This is a genomic window from Faecalimonas nexilis, assembly GCF_059731825.1.
In genome coordinates this window covers 916,111-939,081 of the sequence record NZ_AP029189.1, presented here as the reverse complement: position 1 = coordinate 939,081, position 22,971 = coordinate 916,111, and the positions used below count along the sequence as shown (strand labels likewise).

General features: G+C 39.8%; 19 protein-coding genes, 2 pseudogenes and 1 other annotated feature. Of the genes and pseudogenes, 2 read left to right on the top strand and 19 right to left on the bottom strand.

Annotated elements, in window-relative coordinates; all coding sequences use genetic code 11:
* Positions 1-50: 50 nt before the first annotated feature.
* From AC6I5B_RS04610 to AC6I5B_RS04570, 9 genes are all read right to left on the bottom strand, one after another.
* The gene (locus AC6I5B_RS04610) at positions 51-1,391 is read right to left on the bottom strand and encodes a tetratricopeptide repeat protein (protein WP_118208550.1); all 1,341 of its coding nucleotides are present in this window, start codon (positions 1,389-1,391) and stop codon (positions 51-53) included.
* A 19-nt stretch (positions 1,392-1,410) separates the two neighbouring features.
* Positions 1,411-1,545, bottom strand: a complete 135-nt coding sequence (locus tag AC6I5B_RS04605; RefSeq protein ID WP_022250536.1) for a hypothetical protein — start codon at positions 1,543-1,545, stop codon at positions 1,411-1,413.
* On the bottom strand, positions 1,538-2,842 hold the full coding sequence (locus AC6I5B_RS04600) for a bifunctional folylpolyglutamate synthase/dihydrofolate synthase (RefSeq protein WP_004614693.1): 1,305 nt from the start codon (positions 2,840-2,842) through the stop codon (positions 1,538-1,540). The genes AC6I5B_RS04605 and AC6I5B_RS04600 overlap by 8 nt, the downstream gene beginning before the upstream one ends.
* Before the next feature lie 34 nt (positions 2,843-2,876).
* Positions 2,877-5,078 carry an LTA synthase family protein gene (locus tag AC6I5B_RS04595; protein ID WP_004614694.1) on the bottom strand — a complete coding sequence of 734 codons (2,202 nt, stop codon included), beginning with the start codon at positions 5,076-5,078 and terminating at the stop codon, positions 2,877-2,879.
* 38 nt (positions 5,079-5,116) lie between these two features.
* Positions 5,117-7,765 (bottom strand): valine--tRNA ligase, encoded by a 2,649-nt coding sequence (locus tag AC6I5B_RS04590; RefSeq protein WP_044988151.1) that lies wholly within the window; start codon positions 7,763-7,765, stop codon positions 5,117-5,119.
* A gap of 71 nt (positions 7,766-7,836) precedes the next feature.
* Positions 7,837-8,082 (bottom strand) — a binding site (T-box leader).
* A 79-nt stretch (positions 8,083-8,161) separates the two neighbouring features.
* A complete protein-coding gene (locus AC6I5B_RS04585; protein ID WP_004614696.1) occupies positions 8,162-8,809 on the bottom strand; it encodes an HAD family hydrolase in 648 nt (215 codons plus the stop codon).
* Positions 8,810-8,826: 17 nt separating this feature from the next.
* Complete coding sequence (locus AC6I5B_RS04580; protein ID WP_004614697.1) at positions 8,827-9,690, bottom strand: YitT family protein; 864 nt, start codon at positions 9,688-9,690, stop codon at positions 8,827-8,829.
* A gap of 18 nt (positions 9,691-9,708) precedes the next feature.
* The gene (locus AC6I5B_RS04575; protein WP_004614698.1) at positions 9,709-10,719 is read right to left on the bottom strand and encodes an asparaginase; all 1,011 of its coding nucleotides are present in this window, start codon (positions 10,717-10,719) and stop codon (positions 9,709-9,711) included.
* A gap of 91 nt (positions 10,720-10,810) precedes the next feature.
* A complete protein-coding gene (locus AC6I5B_RS04570; protein WP_022250534.1) occupies positions 10,811-11,422 on the bottom strand; it encodes a TetR/AcrR family transcriptional regulator in 612 nt (203 codons plus the stop codon).
* A gap of 161 nt (positions 11,423-11,583) precedes the next feature.
* Here AC6I5B_RS04570 and AC6I5B_RS04565 point away from each other — a divergent pair, with 161 nt between their 5' ends.
* Together AC6I5B_RS04565 and AC6I5B_RS04560 are read left to right on the top strand one after the other, a co-directional pair.
* Positions 11,584-13,686 (top strand): efflux RND transporter permease subunit, encoded by a 2,103-nt coding sequence (locus AC6I5B_RS04565; RefSeq protein ID WP_004614700.1) that lies wholly within the window; start codon positions 11,584-11,586, stop codon positions 13,684-13,686.
* A complete protein-coding gene (locus tag AC6I5B_RS04560; RefSeq protein WP_497773642.1) occupies positions 13,667-15,922 on the top strand; it encodes a hypothetical protein in 2,256 nt (751 codons plus the stop codon). Before AC6I5B_RS04565 ends, AC6I5B_RS04560 begins: the two co-directional genes overlap by 20 nt.
* A gap of 167 nt (positions 15,923-16,089) precedes the next feature.
* Here the strand turns inward: AC6I5B_RS04560 and AC6I5B_RS04555 are convergent, their stop codons facing one another.
* The 10 genes and pseudogenes from AC6I5B_RS04555 to AC6I5B_RS04510 form a co-directional block, all read right to left on the bottom strand.
* Entirely contained in the window at positions 16,090-16,626 is a 537-nt protein-coding gene (locus AC6I5B_RS04555) for an HD domain-containing protein (RefSeq protein ID WP_022250531.1), read from the bottom strand.
* A gap of 226 nt (positions 16,627-16,852) precedes the next feature.
* Entirely contained in the window at positions 16,853-17,167 is a 315-nt protein-coding gene (locus tag AC6I5B_RS04550) for an ArsR/SmtB family transcription factor (RefSeq protein ID WP_004614703.1), read from the bottom strand.
* A 63-nt stretch (positions 17,168-17,230) separates the two neighbouring features.
* Entirely contained in the window at positions 17,231-17,650 is a 420-nt protein-coding gene (locus AC6I5B_RS04545) for a PPC domain-containing DNA-binding protein (protein WP_497773641.1), read from the bottom strand.
* 14 nt (positions 17,651-17,664) lie between these two features.
* Positions 17,665-18,529 (bottom strand): annotated as a pseudogene (locus tag AC6I5B_RS04540) (Gfo/Idh/MocA family protein).
* On the bottom strand, positions 18,526-19,254 hold the full coding sequence (locus tag AC6I5B_RS04535) for a FadR/GntR family transcriptional regulator (protein ID WP_117787466.1): 729 nt from the start codon (positions 19,252-19,254) through the stop codon (positions 18,526-18,528). The pseudogene AC6I5B_RS04540 and the gene AC6I5B_RS04535 overlap by 4 nt, the downstream one beginning before the upstream one ends.
* 68 nt (positions 19,255-19,322) lie before the next feature.
* Positions 19,323-20,255, bottom strand: a complete 933-nt coding sequence (locus AC6I5B_RS04530; RefSeq protein WP_270651114.1) for an SIR2 family NAD-dependent protein deacylase — start codon at positions 20,253-20,255, stop codon at positions 19,323-19,325.
* Positions 20,200-20,979, bottom strand: a complete 780-nt coding sequence (locus AC6I5B_RS04525; RefSeq protein ID WP_117787468.1) for a protein-ADP-ribose hydrolase — start codon at positions 20,977-20,979, stop codon at positions 20,200-20,202. Before AC6I5B_RS04525 ends, AC6I5B_RS04530 begins: the two co-directional genes overlap by 56 nt.
* A 160-nt stretch (positions 20,980-21,139) precedes the next feature.
* Positions 21,140-21,583, bottom strand: coding sequence for an Rrf2 family transcriptional regulator (locus AC6I5B_RS04520; RefSeq protein WP_004614710.1), 444 nt, complete (start codon positions 21,581-21,583; stop codon positions 21,140-21,142).
* A 63-nt stretch (positions 21,584-21,646) separates the two neighbouring features.
* Positions 21,647-21,907: pseudogene (locus tag AC6I5B_RS04515) on the bottom strand (arsenate reductase/protein-tyrosine-phosphatase family protein); the annotation flags it as partial.
* 14 nt (positions 21,908-21,921) lie between these two features.
* Entirely contained in the window at positions 21,922-22,935 is a 1,014-nt protein-coding gene (locus tag AC6I5B_RS04510; RefSeq protein ID WP_071143668.1) for a permease, read from the bottom strand.
* Positions 22,936-22,971: the final 36 nt, after the last annotated feature.

Here is a 22,971-nt window from a genome sequence, read left to right as displayed (position 1 = left end):
AAAAAGGATATGTAACCAAATTTGTTACATATCCTTTCTCTTTTGTATCTCTATTGCTGGCTATTGTTATCACCATCATCATTCGTTCCGTTCAATGCTTCTGTCGCCTTTTGTGCAACGTTGCTGTCCGGGAATAATTCAATCACACGGTTATATTTCTCTGTCGCTTTTTCCGTATCTCCATTTCCCGCATAGGAATCTGCAAGCAGCAAGAGCGCCTTTCCGTCTTCATAGGATTCATTCATCTTCATAACTTTTTCCAGCGATTCAATCGCTGTTCCATAATTTTCCACTCGATAACTCTGTCTTGCGGAACGGTAAAGTTTATCACATTGTTTCGGGAATATTTCACTTGTCATCTCATCATACTGTGCTTTTCCGACTTCTCCTAACGAATCCGTGGAAAGTGCAAGCAGCTCATCGATCAAATTTGTCGTACTGTAATTATTCTGATTATAATGATCGATCACATCGATCAATGCCTCGTAACTGCTCTGTGTATTGGCCGCTTTCTGTTTTTCGGCTTCCAGTTCTTTTTCTTTTGCCTGATAATCTTCCACCTGTTTTTGTAGTGCACTGATCTCACTTTCTTTAGCTGCAATCTGATCACTGTATGCAACCACATCTTTATTCGTCTTCGTCGATTTGCTGTGATTGATTGCGGGAACAATCAGAAACCATACAATCGCCGCTCCCATCAAAATTCCAATCACAATATTCATAATCGTAATTGTAGCTGCATTATCTTTTAAAGATGCCGACACCGGCTGTATAATCGTTTCATTTCCTAGATTGTATGTGACTGTCTGATCTTTTTCCTCTTTCGCCTTCGCCGTTTTCTTATTGTGCAGCTTTGTAAGCTCATGCATATACCGGATTGTAATCTCGTTTGTAGCATCTAATTTATGTGCTCTTCTCAGAACTTGTCTTGCTTTTGCGTACTGTTCTGTCTTCAGATACAAAAGCGCAAGAAGCTGGTACGCTTTTAAAAATGTCGGATGCGATGCAACTACCTTTTTCAGTTGAATCACCGCAAGATCCTCTCCATCCTGCTGACAATATGTAAGACACTGGTTATACTTCTTGATCGCCTGGTTCATTACTTCTAACTCACTCGGTGTCTCCTGAACCTTTTTGATATAATAGTCCGCGATATTCTCATGAGATTTAATATTCTTGCTGATAATCCATTCTACAAGTGCTTCGGCAACTTCTCCCTGCCCAAAATACACAAGTCCCAAAAGATTTCGTGCTGCAATATTATCTCTGTTAAATTGCAAACTTTTCTTCAAAGATGTAACCGCTCCGGATAAATCTCTTATATTTGCCCTGCGAAGTCCATCATTATACCACTGATTTGATTGATATAGAAACTTTTTTGTATACTCCACTGAATTTCACCCTTATCCTCTACTTATTCTGTTTCATCATTTCACGTAAAATATCTGTCATATCTGTCATATCTTCCTGATAGACTGCCTCCTCGATATCTTCCACTTCCAGACTTGGTTTGAATTTTTTTAGTTCTTCTTCAAAATTAAGCATGCTTTTTTCCTCCCACTATTAATTCTTTGAGCATCCCGACCAGATACAATGACCCAAGGCAATACACCCTGTCATTCTCCCCTTTTTCTTTCAGCGCCATGCAAAACGCCTTTTCGAGATTCTCCTCTTCTATAATCTTTTTATCTGTATATTTCCGAAAAACACCGGCAAGCTCCTCTGTGCTCACCCCGCGTTCATTCTCAATCTGAGTCAAAATATACTCTTTGGCATCTATTGTTTCACAAAGCATTCGTATCATCGTTTCATATTCTTTTTCTTTTACCGCTGAGAACAAAATAATTTTTTCAAAATTATTTTCCTGTTGTGCGTTCACACTCTCCACAAATACTTCGACTGCACCAGGGTTATGCGCTCCATCTAAGATGACCCCAGGCAGGATCTCCTCCATCCTCCCCTCCCAGTGAGTCTTGTAAAGAGCCTCTTTCCACCGGTTCAAATGCTTTTCTTCTTTTACAAGATACCGCATTGCTTCCAATGCGAGCATTGCATTTTCCACCTGATAAAGTGCTTTTGTACCAAGTTTCCAAATACTATTCTCATAATACGCATTTGTAATTGAAAATGCAATATCTTTACTCGTGATTTCCTGAATTTCGTACGCATTTTTCGAGATTTCTCTACAAGGCGCTCCGACCTTTTCTGCAAACTCTCGAATCACTTTTGCACTCTTTTCTTCTTTTCCTATATAAATTATCGGAACATCGCGCTTTAAAATCCCGGCCTTCTCTGCCGCGATCTCCTCGATCGTCTCTCCCAATATTTCTGTATGGTCCAAACTGATCGATGTGATGATCGTCAAAAACGGAACATCAATTGCATTTGTCGCATCCAGCCTTCCGCCGAGTCCTGTTTCCAGTATAATGTACTCCACCCCACTGTCTGCAAATGCAGTCATCGCCATCGCGAATAAAAACTCGAAAAAAGTCGGATGTGGTTTTCCATCGGCTTTCATTTTCTGCACAGCTGCAAACACAATATCAAATGTACTTAAAAACATCTCATCGCTGATTTCTTCTCCATCGATACGAATCCGCTCATTCATCTTCACAAGATGCGGAGATGTAAAAAATCCGACAGTCTTTTTTTCAGTCAAAAGAAGCGACTGCATATATGCACATACCGATCCTTTTCCATTTGTCCCAGCAACATGAATGATCTTTTTCCCTTTCTCCGGGTTACCAAGAATCCTCAAAAAATCTTTTGTGTGTTCCAAACTGTTTTTCTTTGTAAATTTCGGTATCTCTAAAATATACGCAATCGCTTCTCTATAATCCACTTATCTCACCATCATTTTCTTGTGTATTTTCTATCTATTGTTCTGTATTCTCTGTTGTTGTACCCTCCGTCTGATCAACGGTCGTATCCGGTGCCTCCACCAGTTTTCCACCTTGATAAATATACTGTTTCGATGTCCTGAAAATTCGATTGCTCGAGCCGACCTGACTGACTTCAATCGTATCGCCCTCTTTTATCTCAGTATCCAAAATATCGATTCTCGTATTATTTAAAAATGTCGTCTTTTGTTTTTCACCATTGACATAAACTTTACTTGACTTCGTAAAGTTCTCTCCGTACAGGCTGTAACTTCCATCCATCTGTGCAATCAGTTCGCTCAACGTCACATCAAGCACACCCATCTGCATATGTCCTTCTTTTATCGGATTGTTTTCTTTTCCGCCATATACGTACTGCTCTCCATATAAAATATCATACTGCAGCAATTCCAGGTCTGACAAATAGTGTTTTGTCTGACGTCTTGTCTGATGATAGTTAAAAATCGTTCCCGCATGAATATCCAATCTGTCAAATACATCTGCCATAATCTGATAAGACGGAATATTGCGGTCTTCTTTTTGCAGTCCGGTATTGTCCCAGATTACATAGTTGGTATTGTACAGATAACGGCTCTTCAGATCTTTTGCTTCCAATCCCATTGTAGGAAGGTGATCCCCGTACAGTACAAGCACTGTCGGCTCTCCTCTTTCTTTTAATTTCTGTAAAAGTTCCCCAATAAACTGGTCAGTCTCATACAGCTGATTCACATAGTATTCCCACGCATTTGTACGACCTTCATCCTCAATTCCACTGACTGTGATTCTCGGGTTCTCCAGCACTTTTTCTTCCGGATAATCACCGTGTCCCTGCACTGTGATGCCAAACACAAAATCCTGCTGCTCTGTGGAATCCATCGCATTTAAAATATGCTGTGTCAAAATATCATCTTTTGCCCATCCATTTTCTGTCACCTGTAAAATATTCATGAACTCTTTACTTGTGTACGTGTCAAATCCAATATTGTTAAACACATCTGCACGGCTATAAAAATTTCCACCATTGTTGTGTAATGCGTGTGTGCCGTATCCAAAATTTTCAAGCGCGGTTGCCGCACTCTCTGCCGTCTGATATTTCAAGACCGTTTTATATGGATATTCTCCAGGTCCGAAATAACGAAGGTTCATTCCGGTCAGCACTTCAAACTCTGTATTGGCGGTTCCCGCACCGACAGAAGGCACTTTGAAATACCCTGTGGAATAATTTTGCATCAACTTTCTGAAATTCGGAATTGGGTCTTCTGATGTTGTGAAAAACTCCACTTCACTTGGGTCAAAGAAAGATTCCAGCTGAATAAAAATAATATTCGGCATCTCTTTTCTGCCTGTTGTTGCCTCTGTAATCTTCCCGTCATTACTGATCTGTTCAATTGTCTCTTTACTGTAATTATTCGGCTGAGAAATTCCTGTATTAAACACACTTGCACTAAAGCAATACGGAAATCCATAATCCTCATACGCAAATGCGATATTCCCAAAATAATTTGAGACTACACGCTTATTGATTGCCAGATTTGTGATCAATCCGGTAATTCCAAAGCAGAACACAATTCCGATCAGCGCAATAATACGATGCATCTTTCCCTGGTATTGTCCGCCTCTTCTCCACATGGATATGAGCCACACAACAACTGCAATGATTCCTACAGCCAGCATCATGCCCTCAAATCCGGAAAAATATTTATCAAACAATGTCACCGCATCGCCTGCAACCTTTAAATCCTGTGCATTGAATGGTGTTACCCTCACCATCAGCATATAGCCATTTGTAATACCAAGTATCATCCAGAAAGCGGTAATCAATATACGCACAAAAACACGTCTTCTCACCAAATATACGAGTAAAAATGTAATAAATATCAAGTACGTATTAAACAAAAATGTCCAAGGCGAACCGACCATATAATCCCATGCGGCAAAAAATGAGTGTCTTGAAATTGATTCAATCACAAGGTTGATCAGACACGCGTACAACACATGCAGCAAAAGTGAAAATCGGTTCATGATTTTGTAGACAGGCTGCATTTTTTTTGCAAAAGCACTGTTTCTTCTCTTTTCCAAAATTGCTTCTCTTCGAAGTTTCTTTTTATGCCAATATTCTTTGATATCTTCCTTTTTTAAATGTCTTAGTTTTTGAAATTTCCCCTTTATATCTGGTTTCCTGATGTGGATTCGTTTCATACTCTAACCTCACCTATATTTCCTGACTTTCGCAGGACTTATTTTTGAAGTCCTGCAAGTCTTTCTTTTACCTGTTCCATCATTTGTGTATATTTTTCTAATTTTGCCTTTTCTTCATTAATCTTAGCTTCCGGCGCTTTGCTGATGAATTTTTCATTGCCAAGCATTCCGTTTACACGAGCAAGTTCTTTCTCTAATTTTGCTTCTTCCTTTTTCAGACGTTCAATTTCCTGTTCAAAATCTACCAGTTCTGCCAACGGAAGATATACAACTGCATCTGTCACAACAACGGAAACTGCATCTTCAGCAACGCCTTCCTTGTCTGACTGAATCACAATCTCACTTGCATTCATTAAAGGAGCAGAAGAGATTTTGATTTCTTCCAAACCATTTCTCAATGTCTCATTCTCGCATACAATAAATGCTTTTGCTTTACGGCTAGGTGCAACATTCATCTCTGCGCGCACGTTACGCACACCACGAATTACTTCTTTCATGTGTTCTACCACATTCTCTTCTGCCGCAAAATTCCACTCTTCTTTATATTGTGGCCATGTTGACATCATCAAAGACTCTTCTTCCGGCACTAATGCACTGTAGATTTCCTCAGACACAAACGGCATAAACGGATGTAACAATTTCAAGCCGTTTGCCAATACTGTTTTCAAGGTCCATAATGTCGCATTTGCAGCTTTTGCATCTTCATCTGCATGATACATACGATATTTTGCAAGCTCAATATACCAGTCACAGAACTCATCCCAGATAAAGTCATATACTTTCTGAAGTGCGATTCCAAGCTCAAACTTATCCATATTCTCTGTCACGTCTTTTGCAAGTGTATTCACTTTTGAAAGAATCCACTTATCTGTCGGTGTCAACTCACCCAGATCCGGTGTTGTAATTGTCTTATCTTCCATGTTCATCAAGATAAAACGAGATGCATTCCATACTTTGTTCGCAAAGTTTCTGTTTGCCTCAACTCGCTCATCATAGAAACGCATATCATTTCCCGGCGCATTTCCTGTCACAAGCGTCATACGAAGCGCATCTGCACCGTATTGTTCGATCACTTCCAACGGATCAATTCCGTTTCCAAGTGATTTACTCATCTTACGTCCCTGTGAATCACGCACAAGTCCGTGAATGAATACTGTGTGGAACGGTGATTTTCCTGTGTGTGCAAACGCTGAGAATACCATACGGATTACCCAGAAGAAAATGATATCATATCCTGTCACAAGCACATCTGTCGGATAGAAGTAATCCAATTCCTCTGTGCTGTCCGGCCAGCCAAGTGTTGAGAACGGCCAGAGCGCTGAACTGAACCATGTATCAAGTGTATCTTCATCCTGTGTAAAATGTGTACATCCACAGTGCGGACATACTTCCGGCATCTCTCTTGCCACTACAAATTCCCCGCACTCGTCACAATAGTAAGCAGGAATTCTGTGTCCCCACCAAATCTGTCTTGAAATACACCAGTCACGGATATTTTCCAGCCAGTGCAGATAAATCTTGTCAAAACGTTCAGGAACAAATTTTAATTCTCCAGTCTTTAACGCATTGATCGCCGGTTTTGCAAGTTCTTCCATCTTCACAAACCATTGTTGTTTAATCAACGGTTCCACTGTTGTGTGACATCTGTCATGTGTTCCTACATTGTGTGTGTGGTCTTCGATTTTCACAAGGTATCCCTGCTCTTCCAAATCTGCCACGATTGCTTTTCTTGCCTCATAGCGATCCATGCCCGCATATTTTCCACCATGTTCATTGATTGTCGCATCATCGTTCATGATATTGATCTCCGGCAAGTTGTGACGTTTTCCAACTTCAAAGTCATTCGGGTCATGCGCTGGTGTAATCTTCACCGCACCTGTTCCAAATTCTTTGTCTACATAGTAGTCTGCCACAATCGGAATCTCTTTATTTACCAATGGAAGTAATACGTTCTTTCCAACAATATCTTTATATCTGTCATCATCCGGGTGAACTGCGATTGCAGTATCTCCAAGCATTGTCTCCGGACGTGTTGTCGCAATCTCAAGGAAACGGTCTGTTCCTACGATTGGGTATTTGATATGCCAGAAATGTCCTGCCTGTTCCTCATGCTCTACTTCCGCATCAGAAAGGGAAGTTTTACATACCGGACACCAGTTGATAATTCTGGAACCTTTGTAAATATATCCTTCTTCATACAACTTGATGAACACTTCTTCTACTGCTTTGGAGCATCCCTCATCCATTGTGAAACGCTCTCTGTCCCAATCACAAGATGTTCCCAGTTTCTTAAGCTGCTGTGTGATTGTTCCGCCGTACTCTTCTTTCCATTCCCAGGTTCTCTTTAAAAATCCTTCACGTCCCAGCTCTTTTTTGTCAATTCCTTCTTCTTTTAACTGGTTTGTAACCTTTACTTCTGTTGAGATTGCCGCATGGTCTGTTCCCGGAATCCAAAGTGCATTGTACCCCTGCATTCTCTTATAACGAATTAAAATATCCTGTAATGTATTGTCAAGTGCGTGTCCCATATGCAGCTTACCCGTAATATTCGGTGGCGGCATAACAATTGTAAATGGTTTCTTGCTTCTATCTACTTCTGCGTGAAAATATTTATTCTCACACCATCTTTCATAAAGTTTCGTCTCAATCTCCTTTGGATTATATGTTTTCTCTAAATTTTTACTCATTACTTCCTCCTTGTAAATCCCTCTCATGATTCGTATTATTCGTAATAAAAAGCCCTTTACATCATGAAAATGTAAAGGGCGAATAATCGCGGTACCACCTTTGTTATATACGAAATCTTTCATATATATCTCGTCGGTTCTTTAACGTGAACCACCCCGTGACTTCCTACTTTGACCTTATTATATAATTATACACAGTTCAGAAATCCGGTTCGAAAGCTACCTTCTACATTTCTATCTTGAAACCACCTTTCAGCCTAAGAGCGGTTCTCTCTTTCAAGCGACTTATGTGTACTCCTCTTTCTCATTACCTTTTGCTTTAGAAACTACTGAATATATTATCCTCGAAACAACCATTTGTCAAGCTGTTCCAAAATTCTTCATACATTTTTAAGATTACAGTTCTTCCCTCAACTCACTCACCGTCTCCACAATGCAATCTGCACCATACCGTTCAAATTCTTCTCTGCTTCCATATCCGTAAAGTACACCGATGCAGGAAAGTCCATGCTCTTTCGCTCCGATAATATCATGCTCCCGATCTCCGATCATGACAGCCTGTGAATATTCTTTTATATTCATCTTCTCTAATGCATATGCGATCACATCGCCTTTTTTCACTCTTCGTCCATCCAGCTCACTTCCTGCCACATAAGAAAAGTAAGAATCCAAATGAAAATGCTCCAATATTTTCTGTGCATAGACTCCCGGCTTTGAGGTCGCAAGAACAATCTCTTTTCCACTTGTTTTCAGTTCCTTTAACAGATTTTCCACCCCGTCATACACTTTGTTTTGAAACATTCCACACGGTTCAAAATATTCCCTGTATTTTTCCACCGCAAGGTGTGCATCATCCTCACTCAGTCCATAATATTGCATAAAAGAATCCTTGAGCGGTGGTCCAATGAACTTGCATAATGTGTCCAAATCTTCCACATCGATCCCAAAATGTTTCAATGCATATGCAACCGACTTCGTGATTCCTTCTTTCGGATCTGTCAATGTTCCGTCCAAATCAAACAAAATATATTTGTAATCTCTCATCTTGTCCTCCTGTTACGCTAAATGCCCCGCATCTTCTGTTTCACATTCCACTGTCCAATCACTTCATTTACTGTTGAGACAGTGACAAATGCATTCTCATCAACCGAATGTAGATAATTCAATACTTCCGCATATTCATTTCTTGTAAGAATCGTCACCAACTCTATCTTTTCTTCATTATTATATCCACCAATTGCCGGATACAATGTCACACCACGGTGTAATTCGTGGACAATAAAATTTTGTAATTCTTTATACTGTTCTGTAAGAATACAGATTCGTTTTCTTCTGTTAAATCCATCAATAAAATGGTCCAGAACAATTCCATTTGCATAAGTTCCCAAAATACTCAGCACCAATGTCTTCGTATCATACACGAAAATAGAACTGATCGCCGTACACATTCCCGCAAGCGTCATCGCTTTTCCAATCTCAATATGCAGATATTTGTTCAAAAGTTTCGCCACGATGTCCAATCCTCCGGAAGATGCATTCGCATTGAACAAAAGAGCAAGTCCAACGCTCACGACAAGAATATAACAGATCGTGTCAAGCACCACATCATTTGTCAGCGACTTGTTGTTCGGAAAAATCAACTCAAACACATACAAAAATATCGGCATTAAAAGCGATGTGTATACGGTCTTTGCTCCGAATTCCTTTCCGATAAACAGAAAGCCTACTACAAGAAGAACCGCATTTAAAATAAATGTCATAACCGAAATTTTAAGTGGTATAAACGTCGCCAGTACCATCACAAGTCCCGACAAGCTTCCCACAACTACATTACTTGGCAGCAGGAAAAAATAAACTGCCATCGAGACAATCAATGTTCCCAACGTAATAATTACATATTCCTTTATCTTCTTTGTCCGTTCCATAAATTTTTCGAATCCCCTCTATTTTTTTGTAAAAAGAATGTCATGGTTCACCATCGTATAAAATCTGTTCTTAAACTCTTTATACTTCATCTTCGGAAGCCCCATCAGCCACATCAATTTAGTAATCGTCGCCTCCAAAGTCATATCATATGCTTCAAGCAAATTAAAGTCCTGTTTTACTTTTTTCCCAACTTCGTAGACTGTCATATTACTTCCCTCATTTGCCACCTGTGTTGTCATAACCACGATCTTCCCTCGTTCAATCCAACTGCTCATCTCTTTGTAGAACGTCTCCACAATTGTCTCAGGAAGACCTCCTACGCCAAAGCTCTCAATTACAATCGCATCATAATTTTCAAAAATGTACGTCAAAATATCTGCTTTCATTCCCGGAATCAATTTCAATACATAAATGCTTTCCTTCATATCATAATAAAACATTACGTCTTTCTCATGCGGAATAGAAGGAATATAGCGGATCACGCGCTGATCCTGAATCACAGCAGGATACGGAAAATTAATGCTTGAAAACGCATTGTAACTTTTCGCCCGCTCCTTTTTTGCTCTTGTTCCCACAATTACTTTTCCGTCAAATACAATTGTCACATCCTGTGAATCTTCATCTGCCGCATAAATAAAACTGTCAAGCAGGTTCGTCTTTGCATCTGTCACATCCATATTAATCGGCTTTTGCGCCCCGGTAATGACAATCGGTTTTGAAGAATTTTGAATCATATAGGATAATGCCGCCGCTGTATATGCCAGTGTGTCTGTTCCATGGCAAATAACAAATCCGTCATACTGCGCATAATTCTTTTCGATCGTCTCTGCAAGAAGTCTCCAATGCATTGGAGTAACATTTGTACTGTCAATATTACACACCTGCAATGTATCCACATCACAGACACTTTCAACCTGCGGAATATAGGATAAAATATCCTCCGACGACAGTCCCGGTGCAAGCCCGTGTTCCGTTTGTTTTGAAGCGATTGTTCCACCTGTACCAATCATAAGAATCTTTTTTTTCATTTTCACATCAACCTCACCGTCTCATTTTAACATGTCTTTCCACGGAATACAACCACAGGATATTCTTTCTTTAAATTAAATTTTCTTCCTACTATTGTCTCTGTATTGTGGACATATGACTTTTTATGATTGCCCGGATGCTGGCATTTAAATATGGTTTTAATTCCTCATAGCTTACGGGATCATTGTCCAATATCGTGCTGTACGAGGCAGAACTTGCCAATTCAATAATGAGAAACAACATCGTATCCGGCGCTTCAATATGCACATCCGGACATTCCGCCAACAACTCCTCCAACAGGTTTTTTACTCCTGTCGCTTCTTCCTTTTGTTCAATAGCTGCCCTGAAAACTCCCCAACTCAGATTCTTCGAGACAAACCGTAGAACTGCCTTATTCTTTTTCATCTGCTCTAATACATAATCCACAATAAAAATAATTTTATCTTCAAATTTCGGAACATTCACTTTTTTCAGTTCTGTATTTGCTGCCTTAAAAAGTTTCTCTGCAGTCCTTGCAATCAGTCTGTCTCGAATTTCAAACTTGTCCTTAAAATAAAGATAAAACGTACCTTTGGCAACTCCTGCATCCTGAACAATATCATGTATCGACGTCTTGGAAATTCCTTTTGACATAAACAAATTATACGCGCTTCTAAAAAGCGCATCTTCTTTCTGCTGTTTGTTTTCATCTACTTTTCCCATGTATTTTTCCTCGCTTTGTCCATTTTCTTTCCCTATTATAATTTCCAAATGACCAAAAGTCAACTTTTCACTTCCAAATTATTGACTTGTAGTCATTTTTAGGTTATACTCTTAGATAGTTAAAAATGACTGTTAGTCATATTTGAAAAGGAGGAATTTTTATGGTGAAAGTAGGAAAAAAGATTGCAAAGCACCGAATTGCCATTCTAATTATCGGTTTTTTGCTTTTAATCCCTTCTGCTTTCGGATACTTCAACACCAGAGTCAACTACGATATCCTGTATTATCTTCCGGATAATATTGATACCATGAAAGGTCAGGAGATTCTGATGGATGATTTTGGGAAAGGCGCCTTCGCAATGGAAGTAGTCGAAGGTATGACAACCAAAGAAGTGACCGATGTAAAAAAGAAAATTGAAGCTGTAGACGGTGTTGCCGATGTCATCTGGTACGATTCGATCTCTGACCTGTCCGTTCCGATTGATTCTCTTCCAGACAAAATCAAAGACATTTTTCAAAAAGATTATTCCACACTGATGGCTATCTTCTTCGACGACACAACTTCTGCTGATAACACAATGGATGCCATCACAGAGATTCGAAGCATCACAAATAAGCAATGTTATCTTAGCAGTATGTCAGCAGTCGTAACGGATATCAAGGCACTCTCCGAAAAAGAGACTTCTATGTACGTGCTGATCGCCGTGGTACTTACATCCATTGTTCTTGCCCTCTGTACAAATTGCTGGATTCTTCCGGTATTCTTTATGCTCAGTATCGGAATGGCGATCGTATATAATATGGGAACCAATTATTTTCTTGGAGAAATTTCCTATATTACAAAAGCGCTAAGTGCTGTCCTTCAACTCGGAGTTACAATGGACTACTCGATTTTTCTGTGGCACAGTTATCAGGAAAATCAGGAACGTTTTCCAAACGACAAAGACCGTGCGATGGCACATGCCATCTCCAACACTTTTTCTTCCGTTTTGGGAAGCTCTGTCACTACTGTAGCAGGATTTATCGCACTTTGCTTCATGAGCTTCACGCTTGGAATGGATCTTGGCATCGTCATGGCAAAAGGTGTTGTCTTCGGTGTCCTCAGCTGTGTGACTATTCTTCCTTCTTTTATTTTGGTTTTTGATAAATGGATTGAAAAAACTTCACACCGCTCCCTCATTCCTAAGATGGAAAAACTGACACACTTTGTCACGGATCATTACAAAGTATTTGCCGTTGTCTTCCTGTTAGTATTAGGTCCTGCAGTCTGGGGATACACGAAAGCCGATGTGTATTATAACTTAGATGCTACCCTTCCAAAATACCTGGACAGCATAAAGGCAAACGAAAAGCTGAGCAATACCTTTGACATGAATGCGACACATATGGTTTTGGCAGACGCTGATCTGTCTTCCAAAGAGGCAAAGGAAATGCTTCAGGAGATGTCTGATGTAAAAGGTGTCAAATTTGCGCTTGGACTTGATAGTCTTCTCGGTTCTTCCATCCCGCGCGATATGATTCCGGGCGAATTGACAGAGACATTAAAACAAGGAGACTGGCAATTGATTTTAGTACAGTCTGAATATAAAGCTGCAACTGACGAAGTAAACAAGCAATGTACCGAATTAAATAAAATCATAAAAAGCCATGACAAATCCGCAATGTTAATCGGCGAAGCACCGTGTACAAAAGATCTGATTACAATCACCGACAAAGACTTTAAAGTAGTCAGTGCCATTTCGATCATTGCAATTTTCATTATCATTGCATTTGTATTCAAATCCGGCTCACTGCCACTGATTCTTGTATCTGTCATTGAATTTGCAATCTTTATCAACTTGGGAATTCCATACTATACTGGAGTGAAGATGCCGTTTATTGCATCTATCGTAATCGGTACGATTCAGCTCGGTGCAACTGTCGATTACGCAATCTTGATGACAACACGGTATAAAAAAGAGCGCTGCAAAGGAAAACCAAAAAAAGAGGCTGTTTATATCGCGCTTTCAACTTCCATCAGCTCCGTTATCGTATCTGCACTTGGATTTTTTGCCGCGACATTTGGAGTCGGACTATATTCTGACATTGATATGATTTCCGCTCTCTGCAGCCTGATGGCACGTGGTGCAATTATCAGTATGTTCACCGTAATCTTTATTCTTCCGTCCGCACTGATGATTTTCGATAAACCAATCTGTGCAACGACAAAAGGAATGCGTTCAATCAATCAGGAGGTAACTAATTATGAAAAACAGAGATTATAAAAAACTTGTAACAATTGCAACAGCTGTCGCTTTAATTGTTGGATCTTTGGGTGCCGTATCGTCTCCGACACTTGCAAAAGATACCAAAACTACCGCTCAGACAACGACAGCACAAAAGAAAACCACAAAAGAAAAAGAGGTCTCTTCTGATTCAAAACCATATAAATCTGAGACAGTATATGCAAAGACAGACGAAGACGGAAACGTCACATCTGTCATTGTGTCTGACCAGCTAAAAAATATTAACAGTACCGGAAAATTCAGTGATACCTCCACTTTAAGTGATATCGAAAATGTAAAGGGCAACGAAAAATTTTCTAAGCAAAAAAATAAGTTAATTTGGAACACAGCAAAAAAAGATATCTGCTATCAGGGTACAACCACCCAATCACTTCCTGTCGGAGTCAAGGTAACTTATACTTTGGACGGCAAAAAAATCAGCGCCAACGATCTAAAGGGGGAAAGCGGTCATCTTGTTGCGCGCTACCAATATGAAAATACAACGATTTCCAAAGAAGATTACGTTCCGTTCTTAATGGTGACTGGACTGATTTTCGACACAGATAAGATGACAAACCTGCAGGTGACAAATGGTAAAATTTTCTCCGACGGCGACAGGGACATTATAATCGGAATGGGACTTCCTTCTTTAAAAGAAAAATTGGACGTCAAAAATCTGGATCTGGACATTCCTGACTATTTCGAGCTGGAAGCTGATGTCACAGATTATGAACTCTCTGAAGGAATGACGATTGCTACAAACGATATTTTCAATCAATTGGATACAGAAGGATTTGACAGTTTGTCTGAACTAGAAGATTCTATGCAGACACTTCAGGATTCTTCCAACAAATTGGTAAGTGGTTCAGGAGAATTACGAAATGGACTGGACACCCTGCTGTCTTCTTCCGGTACATTGACAGACGGGATTGATCAATTGATCGCCGGCGGCAATACGCTAAAAGACGGTACTTCTTCCCTTGCATCCGGAAGTAAATCTCTGGCAGATGGAAGCGCTGCCCTCACAGATGGAACCTCACAATTAAAAGACGGCACAAACACACTCAATGCCGGTGCTTCCAAGGTAAGTCTGGGGCTTACTTCCGCCTCTAAGCAGGTTTTTTCCGTACTTCTTCCTGGCGCAGTTCAGTTAGATGAAGGCGTTGCGAAAATGCAGGAGCAGCTAGCTCCTGGAATCTCTTCGCTTGCAGGCGCTCTGCAGCAATTAGACGCCGGACTTAACAATCCGCTTACCGCAGAACAGCCTGGACTAAAAGCCAGTATTTCTGCGGTAAATGATGTGATGAATACAGGCACTTCACAGACTGGTAACCAAAGCCTGAAAGATATTGCAAAAAATACTGCTACTGCTGCACAGACACTTGCCCAGATGTTTCCACCTTCTTCAACAAATGATGAAGCAAACAGCGCAATCGCTTCCTTATCTGCATTATTAGAGCGTGACGATCTCCCAGAAGATGTAAAAGCATCTATTCAGGAAAGCATCAATACGTTGCAAGAACAAGCCAGCACACAGGAACGTGCAAAATCAGATATTCAGGAATTGTTAAAGAACGTAGTTATTGGAACACAGACAACCAGCGCTGTTGTAGATCAAGTTGCGCAGAATACGATTGCAATCAACGCTGGAACCGATAAACTTTCCTCCGGCGCCAGTGAACTTAACAACGCCGTAACCGGTCAAAATGGTCTCATCGACCAAGTGAATGCTGGTGTCTCCACTTTAAAAAACGGAACCTCGCAACTTTGCGAAGGAATCGGCGGACAGAACGGTCTTGCCAACGGCTTGAATCAACTCGCAAGTGGCTCCTCTCAAGTAAGCAGTGGGGCTGCCACTTTGAACAAAAAAATGACTGAGGCATATAACGGTGCCAAAAGCGTTTCAGATGGTGCAGCACAATTAAACTCCGGTGCCGCACAATTGGATTCCGGTGCTGGAACACTTGTAAATGGTCTCCAGACGTTAAACAGCGGTTCCGCCGCACTGATCGAAGGCGTGAAAAAACTAGATGACGGCGCCATCGCACTGAATGATGGTATGATTCAATTCAATGAAGAGGGAATCCAAAAATTGGTCGAAGTATTTGACGGTGACATTGATGGACTGCTCAATAAAGTCAATACAATATTAGACAGCTCCAAATCTTATAAGAACTTCTCCGGTATCTCTGACGGTATGGACGGAGATGTAAAATTCATCTTTGTGACAGAATAACTCTCTGTTGAATACACTAAACAATCGTGTTATACTCAACCACCCACAAGGGATTAACCTATAAAGAATGAACATAGAAATACCACCGCTCAACTCCAAGTGGTGGTTTTCTATGTTTTAAATCACCAGTGACAAATCAGGTAAATGATATCATTTCATTACATGTGTTACCCAAAATTCTTTTCCACCAACTCGCAATATTCCAAGTACACTGGATTTTCTTTCATCGCTTCCCTCAGTGAATCTCTGACACCTTTGTAATACCAGCCGATGATTTCCTTATCTTTCATGCGAAATCTCTGCCACAATTCTTCTCCACATTCCGGATAATCACGGTCAATGTCGCGCATATTCGACAGCTTATCTGCAAGACTGATCATCTGCACTTCCCTGCACGCTGTCTTCAAATGTTCAATCGTCGCCCCTTTGCGCTCCATCCATGTCTTAGACTTATCTTCACTTTCCTTCGCCACAAACTCTGCTACTCTTTTTGTAAACTCCCGACAGATCACTTCTTCCGTAATTTCTTCGCAGTCTTCAATTGTATCATGCAAAATTGCCGCACTGATGATCTCCTCGTCCTCTGTCATAGACGCTACAATTCTGCCCACCTCTAATGGATGTACAATATACGGTCTGTCCGTACCTTTTCGAACCTGTCCCTCATGTGCCTGTGTCGCAAACATAATCGCTTTTTCTATCACTTCGATACCGTCCTTTCTATCTTTTTCTGCCATTGGAAATTAAATACTTTCTTGTCTTTACTTCAAGAATGCCTGTGTCGCAAGCTATATATAATACAAATTTTAACACTCATCTTCTAAAGCCACAACCTCTTCTCAGTAATTTGTGATTTTATTAAATTTATATATCGCTAAATATAGATATTTTATCATTAGCAATAGGCAGGAATATTCCTGCCTAAGAGATTTAAAGTTCACTACGGATAAATTCTGCAAGTTCTTGAATGTTTTTTTCGTTCCTCCTGTAATACGTCCATTTACCGAACCTTCTAGATTCCAAAAGCCCTGCACGTTGTAACATATCTAAATAGTGCGATATAGTTGATTGTGAGATATTTGTCTTCTCACAAATAGAACCAACACATACACTGTTTGAAAAATCATCTCCATCCGGAATATGTAGTCCTTGTGGCGGAAAATATTTTTCAGGTTCTTTCAACCATTTCAAAATGCTTAATCTCGTTTCATTGCTTAATGCTTTAAATATATCTAATTTGCTCATGTTTGCATTATATATCTATTTTTACAGATATGTCAATATTAAGCTCTGTAAAAATAAAACAACTTAAAATCGAAACAGATTAAGGCCGATCTGTTCATCATAATATCTGTCTACCGCTCCATCAATGACTGTAATCACCATCTCACAAGTTGCACTTACAACAGCCTGATTCAAGTGCCCGCCAAAGACTTCGCCCTTGTCGTTACCTGCGCTCATATGCAGATGACAGTAAAACTCATCATTCATTGTATTGACTGTTCCTGTCAGGGACACAATTTCAAAACTTCCGCAAAATTCATTTGCCAAATATTCTTTTTCATCTGTTTTAAACACACCGACTGTAAACTTATTCATCGCCCCCAACGCCTGTACGCTTGCCAGTTTTATCTCTTCTTTTAGGGTAATTTCTTTTACCTGTGCAAGAATTTCTTCTCCTCTGTCCAGTCGCGCAACGATGGTATCTTTAAATCTTCTATACTCCATAACAATCCCTCCAATTATAAACTTTCTCGTTCTTCCGGATAAGACAGTCCCCACGCCTTTCTGATTTCAGTCATAACGTTCATCACATCCACCGTATAATCAAAATGCATCTCATCTGCAGCACCTGACACTGCCTCTTCCATATCATTCACCTCATACCAGAGTGCATCCTTCGTACTTCCACACTCTATGACTTCCTGCGAGGCATCTTCTGTATAAGTGATTACAGCTTTTTCTGCCCGTGGATAGTCATAAATCTCAACATAGCCATTCTCAAATGCAAGCATTCCCCTCTTCGGCTGTTTTGCATGCAGAGTAAGCGCTATCGTAGCCATCTCTCCTGCCGGATTCATAAGCAGGATTCCCGCCTGCTAAATTCGGATTAAAGAAACGGTTCTGCATATCGTATTCCTTATAACTTCCAAAATTCATCTGAGCCATGCAAAGTTTCCCCAACTTTCCGCTTCGAATCACTTCCTGCAATTTTTTATACAAAGGCATATGATAAATCGTCATTGCCTCCGCCAAAACGACACCATTTTCTTCTGCAAGCTGTTTTGCTTCTTCCAGTTCCTTTGCATTCAGCGTAATAGATTTTTCACAAAGCACATGTTTTCCATGCTTCAATGCCTCTCTCAAATATTGTATATGTGTATTGTGCGGTGTGGAAATATAGACAATATCCACATCATCATCCTCAAAAAGATCCTGTATGTTCTTATAAACTTTTTCAACTTCATACTTTTTGGCAAACGCAACTGCATTCTCATATGTTCTATTTGCAACACCGTAGAGTGTTCGTCCGTCTTTTTGCATTGCCTGTGCCAATTCATTGGCAATCACACCACATCCTAAAGTAGCCCAACGATAAGTTTTCATTTCCCGGTCCTCCTAATCGAATCTAAGTCAAGAGCAGCACGAATTTGAATAATATGCTCCTGCATTTTTCTATATGCCATATCCATATTCTGATTTTCAATAGCTGTTACAATCTCTCTGTGCATCTTTTGAGATTCTGCAAAATGCTGCCTGTCAACTGTATACTGTTCCGCAAAAAAATCTTTTTCAATGGTCACATGGCGTATTGCCTCAATAATCTGTAACATAAAATTGTTATGTGCAGATGCCGCTATCCCTAGATGGATTGCGCCATCATATTCCATCATGACCTCAGCTGATATTTCCCCCTTATGATAAAGAACTAACGCTTTTTCATGATTCACTAATGCTTCCTGCAAACATTTCAAATCCTCTGATGTTCTATTTTGAGCAGCCAGCCTTGCTGCATCTGCCTCAAACAGAATTCTGGCCTCAAAGACTTCATCTACTATAGAACGATCAAATATCCCATATTTTTTTATTACACTTGAAAAAATTTGAGCATTCTTTTCACTGACATATGTCCCATTTCCTTGATGCGCCTCTAAAATTCCAAGTGTTGACAATGTGCAGATTGCTTCTCTGAGCGGAACTCTGCTGATTCCTAACAAATCAGCAAGCTGTCTCTCATTCAATATTTTATCACCGGACTTTAAATTTCCACTTCTTATCTCCTGTAAAAAATATTGAATGGCAGTCTCTCTGGCACTTTGTTTTTCCTCCATATCCCGCCTCCTGTTCCAAATGGTATAACCAATTATATTCCTTCTTGTTTTCATTGTCAAATACTACTTTACACATTGTCTTTGATTATTTTTCCAAGCACCTCTCCAATATCTTGATCAATACAGATGGATCTTTCTGAAATCTCCTTCGGTGCATAGGCTTGTCCCCAATTTATACAGGCATAGACCGCCTTTGGATTCTCCGCCGTCATCCGCCAGAAAGGATACTTGATGATCGCCGGAGTATTTTCTCCAACCCCTAATTCCAGAAAAAGAATAAAAAGATTTTCGTGTCTCTTTAAAAACTCATAGTATCGATTCGATGCCGCATACCATCCCTCATCTTGTATAAATGTTCCATCAGCACGCAGATTCATACTCATCGGTTTCCCACATTTTGGGCAGTGCGGGACCAACTCTGATGGAATCTTCCTTTCAGGTTGTCTGCTTTCCGGAACAACTAACCGCCCATTACCATCGACACGATACCCTTGCGCCTCAACCATTTTTCTAATGACCGCTTCGTTATTGTAAGTGTTCTGATGACACGGTTCACTGCACTGGAACAGACCATAGTCCCCTTGCGTGTAAAATAACCGATGTTTATCAAATCCGGCTTTTTGAAAGCAATGATCTACATTTGTGGTCAATACAAAATAGTCTTTTTCTTTAACCCGTGAATACAAATTATTATAAACCGGATTCGGTGCATCCATATATCGATTGATGTAAATATATCTGCTCCAATATGCCCAATGTTCTTCCAATGTCTCATATGGATAAAAGCCACCGGAATACATATCTATAAAATGATATCTATTTGCAAAATCTCCAAAGTACTCTTTAAAACGTTCTCCCGCATAATGAAATCCGGCAGAAGTTGATAAACCGGCCCCCGCTCCAATAATAATCGCGTCTGCCTGTTGGATTTGTTTTTCCAGTTTCTCAATCTCTTTCCAACAATCGGTTGTAGATTTCCCAATCTTTTTCTTTAAAAACATTAAATACCACCTCCATCTGTGAACCTGTTTCTCGGAAATATTTTTTGACTGTATCCACAGCAATCTGACCTGCAATCTCATTCGGAAAGTGAAACTCTCCTGTGGAAATACAACAGAATGCAATGGATTTCAATTCATATGCATCCGCCAACTCCAGACAAGAACGATAGCAGGCTGCAAGCAGCGTACGGTCTTTTTCTGTCAATTGCCCACGGACAATCGGACCAACAGTATGCAGAACATATTTCGCCGGAAGATTGTAGCCCTTTGTGATTTTTGCTTTTCCCGTCGGCTCCGGTTTCCCTTGCCTTTCCATTATTTTTTGACATTCCAACCGCAACTGAATCCCCGCATTAGAATGTATTGCGTTATCAATACAACCATGACAAGGAATAAAACATCCTAGCAGCGCACTGTTTCCGGCATTTACAATTGCATCAACTTTTAATTTTGTGATATCACCTTTCCAAAGATACATATTATCCTTACGTGATGTCAAAAAATTCAGTTCGGTAATCTCCTGCTGTGTCAATTCATTTTTCAAATACTCATCCTGTATACGAAGAAATTCTCTGCTGATCGGAACAGCCGGACGAACGTTCATCAATGACCGCAACAGCCGTTTTTTCTCTTCTATTTCAGTTGGAATAGAAATCTCCTCATATTCCGGTTGTTCCTTTATGAGACAGGTAATCAAATATTCCAAACGTTCTGTTTGTGTCATGTCATCCTTCCTCCTTTTATTGTAATACCTATCATTACAACTTTAATATGAACCATTTTTATCGTAATGTCAATAGTTACAACATTTTTATGATGACAAAAAATGCTCGATATTAGAAAAAAGACTTCACCCAGAAAATTTCTAAGTAAAGTCTCTCTATCTATTCTCTTTCTTTCGCAATATAATATTGTGTATCTTTCATCACATCTTCTAATGTAATTTTACCAAGCTCATTCTCCAAGGCATCTTGTATCTGTATAAGTTTTCCGTCCAAAACATTGTGAATATTTCTTCCAACCGGACACTTCTGATTCGGATTTTCATGAAAATGAAAAAGTTCTCCATGCTCTACACATTCTACCGCCTGATAGATATCAAAAAATGTAATCTCATCAAGTGGTTTTGCAATCGAAGCACCTCCACTTCCTCTCTGCACTTTCACAAGTCCTGCTGCCTTTAATTGAGACAATATCTTTCGAATAATCACCGGATTGACATTGATACTGGCAGCCAAAAACTCACTGGTAAGTTTAAATTCCTCTTTAAATGTATCGATACAGGCAAATATATGAACTGCAATTGTAAAACGGCTTGAAATCTGCATGGTAGTTCCTCCCTTTCGTGCTTTTCTCTACCACAGATTATAATGCCATCTCATTGTAGTGTCAACATTACATCCCATAGTGATGACAATGTCTACCGGTGGTATTTCAGACAACAGTTTTGAATATTGTGTTTCTTCCATATCAATCTGATACTGCTCTTTCATCAAACGGACAGCATCTTGATTGATCTGTGGTTTCGTCTCCGTACCTGCTGAATAGCTTTCAAAAATCTCAGAAACCAAGCTTTTCCCAAGCACTTCCGCAATCTGACTTCTGCAAGAATTATGGACACATACAAATGCCACTTTCTCTTTCATTTTCATCTCCTCCTGCTCATCTACATTAAAAATACATGAAATGCATTAAACACATATCCAACTATTATAATTCCGGTCGCACAAATTGTAATAAATACACCTAGCAACTTTGGTTTTACGGCCTTTTTCAACATAATCATGGACGGCAGACTCAGTGTTGTAACCGCCATCATAAAAGAAAGAATCGTTCCAAGTTGCGCCCCTTTTACAAGCAGTGCTTCCGCAATCGGAATTGTCCCGAAAATATCCGCATACATCGGAATTCCAACCAAGGTTGCAAGGACTACGCCAAACGGATTGTTGCTTCCCAAAATGGATTCAATCCACGTCTGAGGAATCCAATTGTGAATAATCGCTCCAATTCCCACACCCACTAAAATATACGGAAATACTTTACGAAATGTCCATTGCACTTGTTCTTTTGCATTCATAACCCGTTCTCGCTTTGTGATAGTCGGGGAGTCACTCTCCACATGACTGGCGTTTCTGATAAATTCTTCCACATACGTTTCCATATGCATTTTTTCTATAAGCGTACCTCCTATTACCGCAATCGCAAGTCCTAAGATAACATAGACAAATGCAATTTCCGCGCCAAAGATGCTCATCAACAATACCAAACTTCCCAAATCGACCATCGGTGAAGATATCAAAAACGAAAATGTTACTCCAAGCGGCAATCCTGCACTTGTAAATCCCATAAAAATTGGAATACTTGAACACGAGCAAAACGGAGTCACGGTTCCAAGCAACGCCGAAATTATATTTGCCCATATTCCATGAAATCTTCCTAATATCTTTTTACTTCTCTCCGGTGGAAAATAGCTTTGAATATAGGATATGATAAAAATAAGCAAGCATAATAAAATCGTAATCTTAATCACATCATATAGGAAAAACTGAATGCTTCCTCCTACTCTTCCTTGAATATCTACCCCCAACACTGACAAACCTTTTCCGATAATTTCATTCATCCATTTCATTCCAAGTATCTGTTCCTGCAAAAATTGAAACATTAATTTTAACTTCTCCATTCAACACCTCCATATTGTTTTTTCATATCAAATATT